10 protein-coding genes are annotated in these 16,382 nt (G+C 44.9%); 3 read left to right on the top strand and 7 right to left on the bottom strand.

Annotation, left to right across the window (positions count from 1 at the left end):
- Positions 1-47 precede the first annotated feature (47 nt).
- Together QUA44_RS14555 and QUA44_RS14550 are read right to left on the bottom strand one after the other, a co-directional pair.
- A complete protein-coding gene (locus QUA44_RS14555) occupies positions 48-170 on the bottom strand; it encodes a hypothetical protein (RefSeq protein ID WP_333252121.1) in 123 nt (40 codons plus the stop codon).
- Between the two features lie 154 nt (positions 171-324).
- Complete coding sequence (locus QUA44_RS14550) at positions 325-1,404, bottom strand: FAD-dependent oxidoreductase (RefSeq protein WP_333252122.1); 1,080 nt, start codon at positions 1,402-1,404, stop codon at positions 325-327.
- Between the two features lie 277 nt (positions 1,405-1,681).
- Between QUA44_RS14550 and QUA44_RS14545 the strand changes: the two genes are divergently transcribed.
- Both QUA44_RS14545 and QUA44_RS14540 read left to right on the top strand, forming a co-directional pair.
- A complete protein-coding gene (locus QUA44_RS14545) occupies positions 1,682-2,527 on the top strand; it encodes a YaaW family protein (protein ID WP_333252123.1) in 846 nt (281 codons plus the stop codon).
- A gap of 36 nt (positions 2,528-2,563) precedes the next feature.
- Positions 2,564-4,120, top strand: coding sequence for an O-antigen ligase family protein (locus QUA44_RS14540; protein WP_333252124.1), 1,557 nt, complete (start codon positions 2,564-2,566; stop codon positions 4,118-4,120).
- Between the two features lie 130 nt (positions 4,121-4,250).
- Here QUA44_RS14540 and glmS read toward each other — a convergent pair whose 3' ends face one another.
- The 3 genes from glmS to QUA44_RS14525 form a co-directional block, all read right to left on the bottom strand.
- The gene (glmS, locus tag QUA44_RS14535) at positions 4,251-6,173 is read right to left on the bottom strand and encodes a glutamine--fructose-6-phosphate transaminase (isomerizing) (protein ID WP_333252125.1); all 1,923 of its coding nucleotides are present in this window, start codon (positions 6,171-6,173) and stop codon (positions 4,251-4,253) included.
- A gap of 160 nt (positions 6,174-6,333) precedes the next feature.
- Positions 6,334-6,579 carry a photosystem I iron-sulfur center protein PsaC gene (gene psaC, locus QUA44_RS14530; protein ID WP_015175986.1) on the bottom strand — a complete coding sequence of 82 codons (246 nt, stop codon included), beginning with the start codon at positions 6,577-6,579 and terminating at the stop codon, positions 6,334-6,336.
- Positions 6,580-6,682: 103 nt separating this feature from the next.
- Positions 6,683-6,871 (bottom strand): hypothetical protein, encoded by a 189-nt coding sequence (locus tag QUA44_RS14525; RefSeq protein WP_333252126.1) that lies wholly within the window; start codon positions 6,869-6,871, stop codon positions 6,683-6,685.
- A gap of 794 nt (positions 6,872-7,665) precedes the next feature.
- On the opposite strand from QUA44_RS14525, the gene QUA44_RS14520 reads away from it, so the two are divergent.
- Complete coding sequence (locus QUA44_RS14520) at positions 7,666-13,020, top strand: AAA family ATPase (RefSeq protein WP_333252127.1); 5,355 nt, start codon at positions 7,666-7,668, stop codon at positions 13,018-13,020.
- Between the two features lie 583 nt (positions 13,021-13,603).
- Here the strand turns inward: QUA44_RS14520 and QUA44_RS14515 are convergent.
- The gene (locus QUA44_RS14515; protein ID WP_333252129.1) at positions 13,604-14,818 is read right to left on the bottom strand and encodes a chloride channel protein; all 1,215 of its coding nucleotides are present in this window, start codon (positions 14,816-14,818) and stop codon (positions 13,604-13,606) included.
- Positions 14,819-15,156: 338 nt separating this feature from the next.
- Positions 15,157-16,062, bottom strand: a complete 906-nt coding sequence (locus tag QUA44_RS14510) for a CoB--CoM heterodisulfide reductase iron-sulfur subunit B family protein (RefSeq protein WP_333252130.1) — start codon at positions 16,060-16,062, stop codon at positions 15,157-15,159.
- Positions 16,063-16,382: the final 320 nt, after the last annotated feature.

Below are 16,382 nucleotides of genomic sequence, written 5' to 3'. Positions count from 1 at the left end.
CTGGTGAAGGTTAATCGCAGTTATAAAATATTAATACAAACACGGCTTTAGTCATCGCTACCTCCCGCCATCGCGTACACCAAACCGCGCCGATATTCATGCCGGACAGTATTATCACGTTCGAGGGCAAGGTAATCTTCGGGGCTAAAACCAGACGGGATGGCAATCATAGCGAAGTCGGCAAAATCGATACGTTAATTGTAGCCATATTACCAGAAAGAATTGGTTTAAAGCCGGAACCCTTGTAGGGAGAAATTAAAATCAGACTATTCATTACTCCAATCCTCTTCCTTCCAGGTAGAGGTCGCTATCAACTGTCAACTGTCAACTGTCAACTGAACAATTTAGGTTTGAATCTAACGGCAAATCCTGCAACTGAGAATTCACCCAATTAGCCGCCGCCAAACCCGATCGCAAAGCAGCTTCAATTTGACCATCCCCGCACAAATCCCCCGCACAAACCAGCGGCAAATCCCCCGCAGCCGCCAAACAAGAAACAGGCAAAGGATTCCGACAAAAAGCATAGCGCCAGCGGTGAACCTGCAACCATTCAGGCTGCTTCAGCCAAGGCATTAAATGTTCAGAAGCGCGATCGAGCAATTCTTGACCGATAATATTCAAATCAGCAGCTTCTAAATAGCGATCGGCAAAATTAGCAGTGCTGTGAACCACAAACACAGGCTGCTGCGGCTCGAATCGCTTGCTGCTGTCCAGGCCAATCCAAGCTAAATCAGAATCATCGGGAAAAGAAACAGATTTCAACTGCGGATTTAGATTGCTCAAATCTAACTCCCGTTCCGCAGAATAGCCAGCCATCACTGTAATGCAAGGGTCATACTCTACAGAACGCAATTTGTCAAGAAAATCTGGCGACAAACCGATTTCCGAATCCAAAAACATTAAAGCTTGAGGAGCAGGAATTGCCACAACCACCGCCTTAGCAAACAATTCTTGAGGTAGCTCTAAATTGTCGTCGGTAACTTCCAGGGAAAGACGCCACATTTGATTGTCGGTACGAGAAATCGCCTTGACTCGGCGGCCGTACCAAATATCTAAACCCTCTGCGATATACTTACCGACAGCATTCATCCCAGCAGGCGCGACATAACAAGAATTAGGAATAAAAGATATTTCTCCTTGTCGGAATTCTCCCACACTATCCGTCCAGAGTTTCATGAGCTGTCGATCGACCAAAGCCTCAATTAACCCCTGCACCGCATCCCCCTGCGGTTCCAGATACCGCGCCCCGTGATCGGCCCTAGTACCCTGTACGCGGCGGGTAGCAACACGTCCCCCCGCGCCGCGAGATTTCTCAACAACCGCCACAGAATAGCCAGCGAGGCGCAACTGCCGAGCACAAATCAGCCCCGCCATCCCCGCACCGATCGCCACAACATCGAACATAGTTAAAGTGTCAGTATTTTGGATTTAGTAATCAGCTTAAAGGCTGCGGGGCCCAAGATGCTCTGCGCCACGAGCATAAAAACCCACAGCCGTAGCGTAGCGCGGCTCCATCCATCGCCCTGCACCACGTAGTAGAATAGGGGTTGGCACGAATCGACAGGTAAGATTAGTTTAAAAAAATGTAGCGCTCGGCAAGTTCCTGGCGCGCGATCGTTACTAGGGCACAATCTAAAATCTAAAATCTAAAATCTAAAATAGCATTAGCGAGGGCAAAATCTTGGACGAACTCAGAGCAGCACTAGAATTGACAACAGAAGAAGAATTGCAGCAACTAACCGAACTGTTGTTTAGCCGCAAGTTTAACCCTTTAGATTACGTGCAAACCCCCGCACCGATAGACGTACAAAGTCGCGATCGCGAAGCATGGCTAGACGCCGTAGAACAGCGGTTTCGCTACCTTGCAGCCGACGGGTTGACGGTACTCAGAGGGCGAACCGAACAAGTAACTTACAGACAAGCACTAATTCAAGTTTGTCGCTATCTCAAAATCCCTTATCCCAAACAATTGTCTACCACCGACTTAGAAGCCGAAGTATTTCTGCACTTAATGGGCCGCGCGTGGAAGCGTTTGCCGGCAGATGAACAGCAAGCGCTGACAGTGCGCGTACAGCGAGCAATTGTTGATTCTAAACTCTCTGAACCCTTGCCAATTTCTGCGGAAAAAGACCCGCTGGGTTTGCTCTTCAAAGGTGGCAGCGCTTTAGCCGTTAGTTCCATCTTAAAACCCATGTTGCTGAAATTGATAGCCCATCAATTTGCCCTGCACTTTGCCACCTATCAAATGGCTAAACAAGCAGTGATTACAGGGACTGCAACCGCAGCAACCCAGTTTCAAAGTTATGTCGCAATTCAGACGGCGCGGCGCGGTATGGCCGTGAGTGCTGCTCGTTACGGTGCGACGCGGAGCGTGTTTTCGTTGCTTGGCCCGGTGATGTGGACTTGGTTTGTAGCGGATTTGGGTTGGCGATCGATTTCCACGAACTACGGCCGCATTATTCCGACCATTTTTGCCTTAGCTCAAATTCGATTAACGCGATCGGAATGCGTTTGGGAACTAGCATAACGATTTTGGATTTTAGATTGAAGAATTGGAGTGTGGGTGAATATCAGAAATTGGTTGAGACTAGCTACTCAACAGACAGCCAAAAATCTCAAGTCTCGTCTGCAACAACATCCCGATACCCGCCTGGAAATTCCTTGGAATTTCGCTCAAATCGGGATGATGATTTTTCCCTTAATTCCAATTTTGGGAGCTTTAGGAATATTCCTGGGATTGGCCGGCACTTGCAGGCAAAAGTTCCGGCAAATTAGCCGTAGCCCGCTGAATCGAGGATTCGCAATTCTAAGCGCGCTGCTAGTCATCACGGCGATTTTGGCCAACAACCGTATTGAGGCTGTTTTAGGCTTGTGCAATTTTTTGCCGTTCTTTATATTGTTTGCGGCTTTCAGTAGTTTAATTCAAACTCCGGCTCAGTTGCGACAATTGTCTTGGGCGATCGTAATTAGTTCAATTCCCGTGATAATTTTAGGTCTGGGACAGCAATTTTTAGGTTGGAGTGGCATCGATCAATTGCAGCCTATTTTTGGCTGGGTACTCGAACCCCAAGGCAATCCCCCCGGCCGTATGGCTTCTGTATTTATGTACGCTAATATTTTAGCTTGCTATCTGACAATTGCTTTTATTTTAGCAATGGGACTGTGGATGGAAGAAGTCAGTTGTCAGTTGTCAGTTGGCAGTTGTCAGTTGGCAGTTGTCAGTCGTCACAACTTACCAATTCCCAATTCCCAATTCCCAATTTCCAATTACCGATTCCTATTTTTAAGTTTTGCAGTGATCGGAAATGCTGTTGCTTTGATTTTTACTAATTCTCGCAATGCTTGGGGACTGGCAGTTTTGGCAGTTTTGGCTTTTGCATTTTATGCGGGTTATAAAAAATTATTAGCTGCGGTTTTTAGTGTGGCTAGCACAGTTTTTTTGTCGGCTTTAGGTCCCCAACCTTTACGGCAGTATTTGCGAATAATTGTCCCGGCTTTCTTTTGGGCTAGACTCACCGACGAGATGTTCCCAAATCGGCCGACTGCTACTTTGAGAACTACTCAGTGGGAATTTGCTTGGTCAATGACTCAGCAGCGTCCTTGGACTGGTTGGGGATTGCGAAATTTTACGCCTCTCTATCAAGCTCAAATGCAAGAATGGCTTGGTCATCCTCACAGTTTGATACTGATGTTGACTGCGGAAACGGGAATACCCGCAACGCTTTTTTTGTTTGGTTTAGTTGGTTTGGTTTTGGCTAGGGGTGTTTTGCTGCTGGCGAATTGGCCGCTTTTTTCTGCGGATATTAAACAGGAGCAAATAGCAGCACTGGAAAAAGCGGAAAATGCTTTAGTTGTCAATCAAAAATCAATATTTATTAGCACAAATCAGGTAGTTTGTCAAGATGTAAGAGTAACCGATCGCCTAATTTTTTTCAGTTATTTATTAGCCTTCGTCGCCTGTACGCTTTTTAACACTGTAGACGTGACGGTGTTTGATTTCCGAGTCAATACGATAAGCTGGTTGCTGTTAGCCGCAATTTGCGGTGTTTGCAAAGACGGCATCGGGAATGGGGCATCGGGAATTGGGCATCGGGCATCGGGAATAGGGCATTGGGAATAGGGCATCGGGCCTTGGGCATTTGGCCTTGGGAATAGGAGGAAAAAGGAAAAAGCCATAATTCTTCCTTCTTCCGACTTTCATTGGACTGACATCCGTTACATCCGTTACAGAATCCGTTGCCGAACTTCCCTTATTCTACCGTCACCGACTTCGCCAAATTGCGCGGCTGATCCACATCCAAACCCCGACGGGCTGCAATGTGATAGGCCAACAATTGCAGCGGAATCACTGTCACAATCGGCGACAACAATTCATCCACCAAAGGCACGGGCAAAATGTGGTCAAAAATATCGGCCTCCGCCATACCTTGCTTCGGCGTAACGCCAATTAAACGGGCGTCACGCGCCTTCGCTTCCTGAGCGTTGGAAAGCACCTTTTCGTAGACGCTACCGGGCATGGCGATCGCCACTACAGGCACTTTCGCATCCAAAAGGGCGATCGGGCCGTGTTTCATCTCACCCGCCGGATATCCTTCGGCGTGAATGTAGCTAATTTCCTTCAGTTTCAGCGCCCCTTCCAAAGCAATCGGAAAGTTAATTCCCCGCCCCAAAAAGATAAAATCTTGGGTTTCTGTAAACTGGTGGGACAATTCCTCGACATACTGTTCCTGAATCTCCAAAAACTTCTCAATTTCGGCTGGCAACTGGCGCAAACCCGAAATAATTTCTGCCAATCTCTCGGTGCTGATTGTTTGCCGCTGGTGCGCCAAATCCAAAGCTAAGAAATAGAATGCCATCAACTGAGTGACAAAAGTTTTAGTGGCCGCAACGCCGATTTCTATACCGGCGTGGGTGTTGAGGACGTGCGGCATCATGTGGGCGATCGAACTTTCAGTCCTGTTAGTAATGCCTAACATTCTCGCCCGAAACTTATCGGTAAAACCAGCGCGGCGCTGCTGTTCCATCCCCAAAGCAGCCAGCGTGTCCGCCGTTTCTCCCGACTGAGTTACCCCAATAGTTAAAGTATTTGCTGTCAGCGGTGCGGGCGCGTAGCGGTACTCAGAAGCGTACTGCACCGCAGTGGGAATATTAGCTAATTGTTCCAACAAATATTTGCCAATTAGCGATGCGTGCCAGCTCGTTCCGCAGGCGAGAATTGAAATTTGTTCGACATCGGCGCAAAGTTCCTTGGGCAAGTTGAGATTGATGGGAGAGCGCGGATTTCCCGGCTGCCAATCGCTGTCTAAATAAGCCTCTAAACAAGCTCGGACTACCGCTGGCTGTTCGTAAATCTCCTTGTGCATGAAGTGTTTGAAGCCTTGTTTTTCGACTAAAACCGGACTCCAACCAAGGATGCGCGGGCTTTTTTTCAGCCTTTCCCCTGCAAAGCTGTAAACTTCCACTCCCATCGAAGTTAGTCTTGCCAATTCGCCATTTTCCAAGGACAAAACAGTGCGGGTGTGAGATACTAAGGCTGGCGTGTCGGAAGCGCAGAAAAATTCGCCTGCACCAAACCCAATCACCAAAGGAGCTTGCTGTCTGGCGACAATTATTTCCTCTGGAAAATCTGCACATATAACGGCGATCGCAAAAGCTCCTTCTAATTTATTTACCGCATTTAAAACAGTTTCCAAAAACGATAAATCAGCAATTTTTTCTGTTTTTTTATCTTTTGCTTCTTCCTTCTCCCTTCTTGCTTCTTTCAAAAATTCAGCTATTAAATGAGGAATAACTTCTGTATCGGTATCCGAGACAAATTTATGTCCCTTTGCTTTCAATTCTTCCCGCAACTCGCGATAATTTTCGACAATTCCATTTTGAACTACCGCAATTCGCCCGCTATTATCTAGGTGAGGGTGAGCGTTATATTCTTCAGGCTTGCCGTGAGTTGCCCAGCGGGTGTGTCCGATGCCAATGGGAGCCAGAGAGTCTATCTCTGCTAGCTTTTCCCGGAGGTTGTGCAATTTGCCCTTGGCTCGGATGCAGGTAATTTCTCCTTCCGAGATGGTAGCGAGGCCCGCTGAATCGTAGCCCCGGTATTCTAGTTTCTCCAATCCTGCTAGCAAAATCTCGCTTGCTGCTTGCGTGCCGATATAGCCAACGATTCCGCACATTTAAGGTACTGCTCCTGCTTAGCGATCGTAATAAAACTCAAGTTTTATCATTTTTACCTTCTTCCGGCCCCAGAATGCAGATTCCGCGACAAAAAAAGGGGGGGCAATTTAATCGCCCCCTCTTTTGTGCCCGTAATTCGATCGACAATTCGATCGATATTTAGTAGGCTAGACCCATACTGCGAGTAGTTTCTGCTCCCAGGTAGACCCGGATGCTCAGAAAATCGGTAGGGCAAGCTGTTTCGCAACGTTTGCAACCTACACAGTCTTCTGTGCGGGGAGAGGAGGCAATCTGAGCTGCTTTGCAGCCATCCCAGGGCACCATCTCCAAAACGTCAGTCGGACAAGCGCGGACGCACTGAGTGCAGCCGATGCAGGTATCGTAAATTTTGACTGAATGAGACATTGAATAAAGGCTCCCAACGAGTCACTAAAAATTTGCTGATTCTGTGAGTTAAAAGATTTGACGGCTTGATGCCACCGCTATAACCTGCACAGAGAATTAAAGGCTAGTCTACCGCAGTGGCTGGAAGCACTTCGCCAAAAAGCGACAAAACTTCACAGTTATTCACGCTGGGAGTCTTATAGAACCCATTTGGGATGTATTCATTCGCCAACCGTTTGAGCATCAGCCCGATTAAATACAAATTGAGTTTGGCATTAGCATTGATGAGAGTCTGCTCAAAGTTCTTGACCAAACTCTTACAGCGTTACATCCAAGGGTTTGACCGTTTAATCGCGATTAACGCGAGTTGCCACCACGACAAATCCAGTTTTCCCATCTAGTGCCACTTTTTCGGCTTTCGTTAGTTTCCGTGCCACTTTAAACCGGATCTGGGTCATAATCTGGGGATAAAGTTTTTACTTTCTGTGCGATGAGCCGATCCGGGTAATACCGCTTGCCTTTGCAGAATGGTAATCTAGGACTTACGCATTGACAAAAAACATTATCTATGTATTCTCGATCGTGCCATCACTGAATCGGTTCGCCAAAATATGCTCGCGGACAACTAAAGTGAACAGATTCCTGGGTCTTCCGTACAAATTAGTGTGCCAAAATATTAGTCTAAGTAGTCAGAAAGCCGATGATACCTGAACTGGCTATAAAAAAATCTGTTTTTGACGTTTGCAATTACCAACAAGCCTGACCAAACAAGGGTTGCAAGCGCATTTTTGTAACAAATTAGCACAGTAAGTACGGTAGACCCAGGAATATTAGAAAAAACACTAGCCTGTTGGCTGCGATGCTAAGTTGTTGGAGCGACGAATTCAGTGGGGTCAGACAAGTCAATTTCAAGAAGCCTTGAGTCTTGTCAACAAACGTTTATTTTCTACCTATAAATTAAAGCTCGCTAAGGTGAGGGGTCAGCATTGGGTAATCTGCGAAATGTTTACGCTTCCCTGGGCAACTCGGCCTTGGCGATTGAGTACCATCAGCAGTCGTTGACCATCGCCCGTAAGGTTCATAACTGCCAAAAATCGAGAGCCAAACATGATTAAACTCCCTGGAATTCAAGTTTTAGCCCAAATTTACTACGAAAGTGCCAATACACTTGTCTATCGAGGGATTCGAGAACAAGATCACAAAGCAGTAATTCTCAAAGTTCTGAAACAAGACTATCCCACGCCCTCTGAGCTAACCCGATATAAGCAGGAATATGAAATCACCCGCAATCTGGACATAGATGGTGTTGTTAAACCTTATGCCTTAGAACCGTATCAAAGAACTTTGGTTATTATCTTAGAAGATTTTGGCGCATCATCCTTAAAACAATTGATGAATGACCCTGTAGAAACGCATGGCATTGCACCCCTACCAGAATTTCTAAACATCGCTATCAGAACGGCTGAAATTTTAGGTACTATTCATGCTGCCAATGTCATCCACAAAGATATTAATCCTGCCAACATCGTCTTTAACCCAGAAACAAGAATTACCAAAATCATTGACTTTGGTATCTCCACTCAATTAACCCGCGAAAATCCTACGCTGAAAAATCCCAATGTTTTAGAAGGCACTTTAGCCTATATTTCACCGGAGCAAACGGGACGAATGAATCGTTCTTTAGATTACCGCACTGACTTTTACTCTCTTGGCGTTACCTTCTACGAGCTACTTACGGGACAGTTACCTTTTGAAAGTACCGATGCGTTGGAACTGGTGCATTGTCATATAGCCAAACAGCCAATACCCCCTCATCTTTTAGGAGGAGGAGAGGGGGAGAGAAGCAGAGGGGGAGAACCTTGTCCTAAAGCCGTTTCGGATATCGTCATGAAGCTGATGGCGAAAATGGCAGAGGAACGATATCAAAGTGCCTGGGGACTCAAAGCCGATTTAGAAGAATGTCTTTACCAACTACAGAAAAGTGGAAATATATCAGACTTTCCCCTCGCCTCGTCAGATATTTCTGACAAGTTTCAAATTCCCCAAAAACTCTATGGACGTGAGGCTGAAGTTGAAACTTTACTTGCAGCATTTGAGAGAGTAGCAGACAATCCCCAATCCAAAATCGAAATGATGTTGGTGGCGGGCTATTCCGGTATTGGTAAGTCATCGCTGGTAGCCGAGATTCATAAACCGAATACCCGACTACGGGGCTACTTTACAGAGGGCAAATTCGACCAATTTCAGCGCAGCGTGCCCTACAGCGCGATCGCTAGTGCCTTTCAAGGATTGGTGCGGCAACTGTTAACCGAGAGCGAAGCACAATTGGAGCAATGGCGAGACAAACTGCGACGCGCATTTGGTACTAGCGGTCAAGTAATTATAGACGTGATACCGGAAGTGGAGCTGATTGTGGGCAAGCAGCCCCCTGTGTCAGAGTTAGGGCCAACCGAGTCGCAGAACCGCTTTAATCTTGTCTTCAGCAAGTTCATTCGGGCCTTGTGCGTCAAAGAGCATCCGTTGGTTATCTTTCTGGATGACTTGCAGTGGGCGGACTCCGCCACCCTTAAGTTAATAGAACTGATGATGACAGATGCTTCTATGCAATATCTGTTTCTGATGGGGGCGTATCGGGACAATGAAGTCAGCTCAGCGCACCCCTTAATGATGATGCTGGATGGATTGCGTAATCAGGGAGCAACTGTCAATTCTATTACCTTAGCCCTTTTAGCACTCGAACATATTAACCAACTAATTGCCGATACCTTACATAGCAATACCAACCAAAGTCAACCTTTAGCAAACCTGCTAATGACCAAAACGGGAGGCAATCCGTTCTTTGTCAATCAGTTCCTGAAAACCTTACACAGCGAAAACTTAATAACGTTTGATTTTGAACGTCACGGCTGGCAGTGGGATATTTCAAACATAGAAGCACAAGGCATCACCGACAACGTGGTGGAGTTGATGATTGGTAAGTTAAAGAAACTGCCAGAATCGACTCAACAGGTTTTGCGTTTAGCATCTTGTGTAGGCGCTTTCTTCGACTTAAACACTCTCGCCATCATTTGTGAAAAATCACCGAGAGAAGTTTTCCGAGATTTGGTAACAGCAGTGCAGTCAGGGTTAATCCTGCCCAAATCTGAGTTAGATGCAGAACTGTTAATTCAAGATTATAAATTCTTGCACGACCGGGTACAACAAGCCGCTTATGCTCTGATTGATGATGACAGCAAAAAAGCGGTGCATCTCCAGATTGGGCAGTTGTTACTAAGGAATGTATCTACTGATGAGCTAGCGGAAAAAATCTTTGAGATAGTCGATCATCTAAATTTAGCTTGGGAATTGATAACTGATGAATCCCAACTTGTTGAATTAGCGCGGTTGAACCTTGAGGCAGGGAGAAGAGCCAAAGCTTCAACGGCTTACGCTGCTGCTTTAGCTCAATACTTTACTCCGGGAATAGAGATTTTACCTGGAGATATTTGGCAGGAGCATTATGATTTAACTTTTAATTTATATCGAGAACGATCTGAGTGTGAGTATCTCTGCGGTCATTTTGAAAAGGCAGAAGAATTGGTTGATCTCGTATTAAGTCGAGCCAAATCTAATTTGGAGCGAGCGGAAATTCAAAACATTCGTATAACTTCATACGAGCGAAGTATCAAATATTTAGATGTCATTAATACCGCTTCAGAACTTTTAAATACTTTGGGAGTAAATTTACCAACGACCAATTCAGAAATTCTGGCGGAACTTGAACTAGAGTTAGGGGTGTATAGAGCCACGTTGGAAAAAATTAAAATAGCTGAGCTAATTGACGCACCGGAGATGATTAATCCCGAAATCATACTCAGTATGAAACTCTTAATGAATATTACTGCGTCTGCTTATTTCACAAACCAAGATTTGATGGCTTTAATCTGCCTAAAAATGGTCAATCTTTCTCTTTACTATGGCAAATCAGAAGTCTCAGCTCATGGATATGTTTTCTGGGGATTTATAGCAGGCGCGAGATTAAGTGACTATAAGACAGGTTATGAATTTGGTCAATTGGCTATTCAGCTTAATGAGCAATTAAATAACGCTAATTTAGTTAGCAAAGTTTGCAATGTGTTCGGTGGTCTTATTAGTCCTTGGCGTCGCCATGTTAAAAAAGGTTTGCCGATTCTCAGAAATGGCTACCTAGCCGGAGTGGAAACTGGAGATGCTTATGGCGCTTATAATGCTTACAATATAACTCTCCACAGAATTCTAATTGGCGATGATTTCAGTAGCATTCTTGAAGAATCCTCCAAGCTTATTGAGTTTCTTAAGCAAAGCAAAAATCAGGAGTGGTTGGGAGTTCAGCAATTGTATCAGCATTTCATCTTAAATTTACAGGGATTAACTCAGGACAAATTTTCTTTGAATGATGAGGAGTTTGATGAATTTCAGTGCCTTCAAATGTGGCAGAAAACCGATTTCATGACTGGAATAGCACCGTACAACATCTTTAAAGCCCAAACTTTATTCCTCTATGAAGATTATAAAAATGCTCTAAAAGAGATAAAAAAAAGTGATAAAATTTTAGTCTTCATTTCAGGTATGCCCCTTCAAGCCGAACATTACCTTTCCTATTCTTTAATTTTAGGCGCTCTTTATCCCATCGCCAGCAGCTCCCAGCAGAAGGACTATGGGGAAATTTTCAAAACAAATCAACAAAAGATGAAAATCTGGGCAGATAACTGTCCAGAGAACTTCCTTCACAAATATCTGTTGGTGGAAGCAGAAATAGCTCGCATCTCTGGTAAAGAAATAGAAGCGACATGGGAGTTGTACGATCGCGCGATCGCTTCAGCCCGTGAGAATGGCTATATCCAGAATGAAGCTTTGGGCAATGAACTAGCAGCCAAGTTCTGGTTAGGTAAGGGCAAAGAGGAAATCGCTCAACTCTACATGAAAAAAGCTCACTATGGCTACCAGCTTTGGGGCGCTAAACGCAAGGTGGAAGATTTGGAGGAAAAATACCCGCAGTTACTGCCAAAATCATCTGCTGGAAAGGGCATTACTTCCACGCGCACGGTACCAAGCAGTACCTCAACTAGCACTCAGTCAGGGGAAGCTTTGGATCTAGCCACCGTGATGAAAGCCTCTCAAGCAATTTCCGGCGAAATTGTACTGGATAAATTACTCACCTCCTTGATGAGAATTCTCATTGAAAATGCCGGAGCGCAATGTGGCTATTTGATTTTAGAAACTGAGGGGAAACTGCGGATTAAAGCGTCAGGTTCCGTAAATTCTGATACCATTACAGTGTTGCAATCAACTCCCATTGAATCTGTAGGGGGACAAGGCGTCGCACCCCTACCCGTGTCCATCATCAACTATGTCGCTCGCACTTGTAAAAGTGTAGTTTTGAATGATGCCACTCATGAGGGCAACTTTACTAACGAACCCTACATCAAAGAGCATCAGCCTAAATCAATTTTGTGCTTTCCTCTCCAACATCAAGGTAAACTAGCAGGAATTATCTATTTAGAAAATAATCTAACCACAGAGGCTTTTACTTCTGATCGCATAGAACTCTTAAATCTGCTTTCCTCTCAGGCAGCAATTTCCATTGAGAATGCCCGCCTCTACAATAATCTCACCGAACTCAACCAAGCTTTTGAGCGTTTTGTCCCTCGTCAATTCCTCCAAATTTTGGATAAAAAGAGCATTATTGATGTTAAAGTAGGCGACCAAGTTCAACAGGAGATGTCGGTACTCTTTTCCGATATTCGTGACTTCACAACTTTATCGGAAAGTATGACCCCTCAAGACAATTTCACATTTATTAATTCCTATTTGTCTCACATGGAGCCAGCTATTACTGAAAACCAAGGGTTTATTGATAAATATATTGGCGATGCAATTATGGCTCTATTTAGTGGTGAGGCAGATAATGCAGTGAAAGCAGGAATTGATATGCTGCATCGTCTTAGCGAATATAATCAACATCGCACCGCTTCTGGATACGTGCCGATTAAGATTGGCATTGGCATCAATACAGGTTCTTTAATACTCGGTATGGTTGGGGGAAAAAACCGGATGGATAGCACGGTGATTAGCGATGCAGTGAATTTAGCCTCACGGATAGAAAGCTTGACCAAACAATATGGGATTTCGCTGTTAATTAGTCACCTAACTTTTCAGTCTTTGCCAGATTCTAACCAGTATGCTATCCGTCTTATCGATCGCGTAAAAGTTAAGGGAAAATCAAAAGCAGTATCGATGTTTGAAGTTTTCGATGCCGATCCGCCTGAGACTTATGAGGGCAAGTTAGCCACAAGAACGTTATTTGAAGAAGCTTTGATACTCTACCATTGGCAAAATCTTAGAGATGCTGAACGATTGTTTGCTGAGTGCCTGCGCCGCAATCCTACAGATAAAGTGGCTCAATTTTATCAACAGCGCTGCACTCAACCCGATCGGGACTAAGGATGCGATCGCTCAAATCTTGAAATCGGGGTTTGAGTAGCAATCGATACTGTTGGCGAACTTCACGATTAACTGCCTCCGGTGAGCCGTTTCCGGGAATGCAGCAATCATTGACTTCACTCACAAAAAATCCTTGCAATATACGGGAGGAATCTGTTCACTTTAGTTGTCCGCGAGCATATTTTGGCAAACCGATTCAGTGATGGTACGATCTAGAATACATAGATAACGTTTTTTGTCAATGGGTCAGTCTTATAATCTTCGGAATATTGACGAGTCCGACTGCAGGAAAGTCATTGAGGTTGGGACGATCGAGAATGGGGTGTGCGGGGGGTAGGGTTGCAGAAAAAGGGGAAGATGTTATGTTCCCACACCCCACTGTGTTTTTATGCAGGTAGTGCCCAGGATTGAGCGATTCCTTACTTGAAACCCCTGATTTTCATTATGGGGCTCCCCTTTCCCTGCAACCGCTCTTCATTCAAGATTTCCATCAAGCCACAGTCAGTCGATTTTAGATTTTAGATTTGCTCCACCGATAAATCTGGAAGCTTGAGCAACTACCTAAAATCTTTCTAGCCTTTGGTTAATCCACTTTATGCTGTGAGGTAATGAAGGGAACTCGTGGAGCCAAGAAGAAACCCACGAGACTAGCAAATAAAATCGGTGTAAAAGTGCTTAACCCTGTCAACTTCGCGAGGAGCAGAGTTGTACTAATTGGAGTGCGAGTAACCGTTGAATTCAGAGCAGCCATTACACAAATCATTGCCAAAGTCTCATTCGATCCGATGGGATTCATGATGGTGATTGCCTTTCCCAAACAGGCTCCTATAAAAAATAGCGGAATAATTATTCCTCCTCGCCAGCCCCCATTGATGGTCACACTAATGGCCAATACTTTAACAACAACTAAAGTCAAGAGAAATGTCAAAGAAAAGTTTCCCTCAACAATTTTTTCAATTTGATGTTCGCCAAAGAAACGAGTGAGCGGAAAGTAAGCTGAGAAACCACCAAGTGCTAGTCCGGCTAAAGTAGTTCGCACATAAATGGGACTGCGTATCGAATCAAACAAGCGACCAACACTGCGAAATACAGCGATAAAAAACCACCCCATAATCGCCCCTACGATTCCATAAGCAATCGCTGCGCCAAAGTCATAAAGGCTGTCCACATTGTACTGAGGAAAATTCCAGGTAGGCCCAAGTCCAAGCTGAGTAATTGCGACAAAGATGGTGTAACTTGCACAACTTGCCACTACCGCAGGCAATATTGCTTCAAAATACTCTACAACATTCTGATGATGCAGGATTTCTAAAGCAAAAAAAGTACCGCCTAAAGGAGCACCGAACAAAACTGTAAACCCAGATGCCATACCAGCAAGACTCAAAGTTCGTAGTGCTTCTCCGCTTAAATTAAAGCGATCGGCTAACCAGGTACCAATTGAACCTGTGACTTGCACCATTGGCGATTCTGGGCCAGCACTGCCTCCACTGGCAATACTGAGTAGCGACGACAGAATCATCGAAGGATTTTCATTCATTGGTAATCGCCCACCCTTGAGATGAATGTTGTCAATAATCAACCCAATTTCTCCAGGATTTCCCAGCCAATGAATGATCAAACCGATGAGCAAACCAGCAACGGGCATGACGATTAGTAGAGAAACTCCACTAAAATTTTCAAATCCCCGCATCAGGTAAGACAAACATATCCAATAACTTGCAGCAAATAAACCACAAATTATTCCTAGCATTGCCCATATTAATACCGAACGTGTGAGATTTATTGGGTTTCGTTTCATTGTTTTTTCTTTGTCTCTAACTAGGAAGTTAGGAAGTCTTAAAACTATTTTGTATAATAGTATACTGTTTTTTTGTCTGTATCTTGTATTGACTCAAAAATGTATGAGCCCGATCGGGCTTTCGGCTCGCGGGCTCTGTATAATTCCGATCTAACCGGATTTGATTTGAGTAAAAACTCAAGTATTTATGCTGATTTCCCAAACTTGTGCAACAGTTGTAAGGACTTGTTATTTGAGATTCTGGCTTGTAGCAAGGATTTGGGTGAGCCAGCCCCTATACCAACTGTTGCACAATTTTTGATAATTAGTATTGCTGCAAACTGGTGCAAATCGATCGACTAAAAGCCTAATTTTTCTAACACCGGCTTAGTGGAAACAATATGCCGATCGAGTCCTAGTTTTTTGGGCTCCACACCCAAAGCCAAAGCCACCAATTGTGGGAGATGCAGCACCGGCAAACCCAATTTGCGATCGATCGCTTTTTCCACCTCCGGCTGCCGCGAATCCAAATTTAAATGACAAAGCGGACAAGGAGTTACCATACAATCAGCGCCATTGTCAATAGCATCTTGAATGTGTTTTCCAGCCATCTGAAAAGATTGGTTAGTGGCATAACTCGCCAGCGGCCAGCCGCAGCACTGCGTCCGCCCTCGATAGTAAACCGGAGTTGCGCCGATCGCCCGAAACACATTTTCCATCGATTCCGGTTGATGCGGGTCATCGTAAAGCAGCTTATCCTGAGCTCGCAGCAGATAGCATCCGTAAAAAGAGGCGCACTTCAAACCGGAAAGCTTGCGGGTGACTCGCTTCTGCACTTCCTCCAGGCCGTAATCTGCAACGATCGCCCACAGCAGATGTTTTACCTCGGTAGTGCCTTGGTAGGGCGAACAGCCTTGTTTTTCCAGCAAACCGTTGACTTTTTCGAGGTAAGGTTGATCGGTCTTCTGAGATTGCTTGAGGCGATCGTCCACATGACCGATTACCCCTTGACAAGTGCTGCAATGGGTGAGTAAAGGCAGATTCAGTTGCTCGGCTAAAGCAATATTCCGGGCATTGACAGTATCTTCGAGCAACTGCGAATCTTCCTTAAAAGTACCAGAACCGCAGCAGGAAGCTTTTTTGAGTTCCACCAGTTCAATGCCCAAAGCTTGAGTCAGTGCCATTGTAGACAGATAAAGTTCGCGGGCCGCCCCTTGGGCTACGCAACCGGGAAAATAAGCATATTTGAGAGTTTGGGATGGCATAGTCGTTTTTGCTGGGGAGACAAGGTTCGGGACAATGGACAAGAGCGATCGAATTTCTTCTTCATGATTACCGTATTACCGCCTAGCTAGCGGTCAATTGTCAGCTTTTCTCAAGGAATTTGTACCAGTTTCACAAATAAATGCAACTATAGGAAAACTTAAAACCCATATCCACCAAGTCATTTCAATCTAAAATATAAAATTTAAAATCTAAAATCTAAAATGGTTATGAGTAAGTTGGTAGGTAGGGTCGAGAGAAGATGTTACCATCTTCTCCCTCCCATTCGGAACCGTGCTTGCGACTTTCATCGCACACGGCT

It is taken from the genome of Microcoleus sp. N9_A2, from assembly GCF_036701775.1.
Taxonomy (GTDB): Bacteria; Cyanobacteriota; Cyanobacteriia; order Cyanobacteriales; family Microcoleaceae; genus Microcoleus.
The sequence above is the reverse complement of the archived record's forward strand: the minus strand, read 5'-3'. Positions and strand labels throughout refer to the sequence as shown.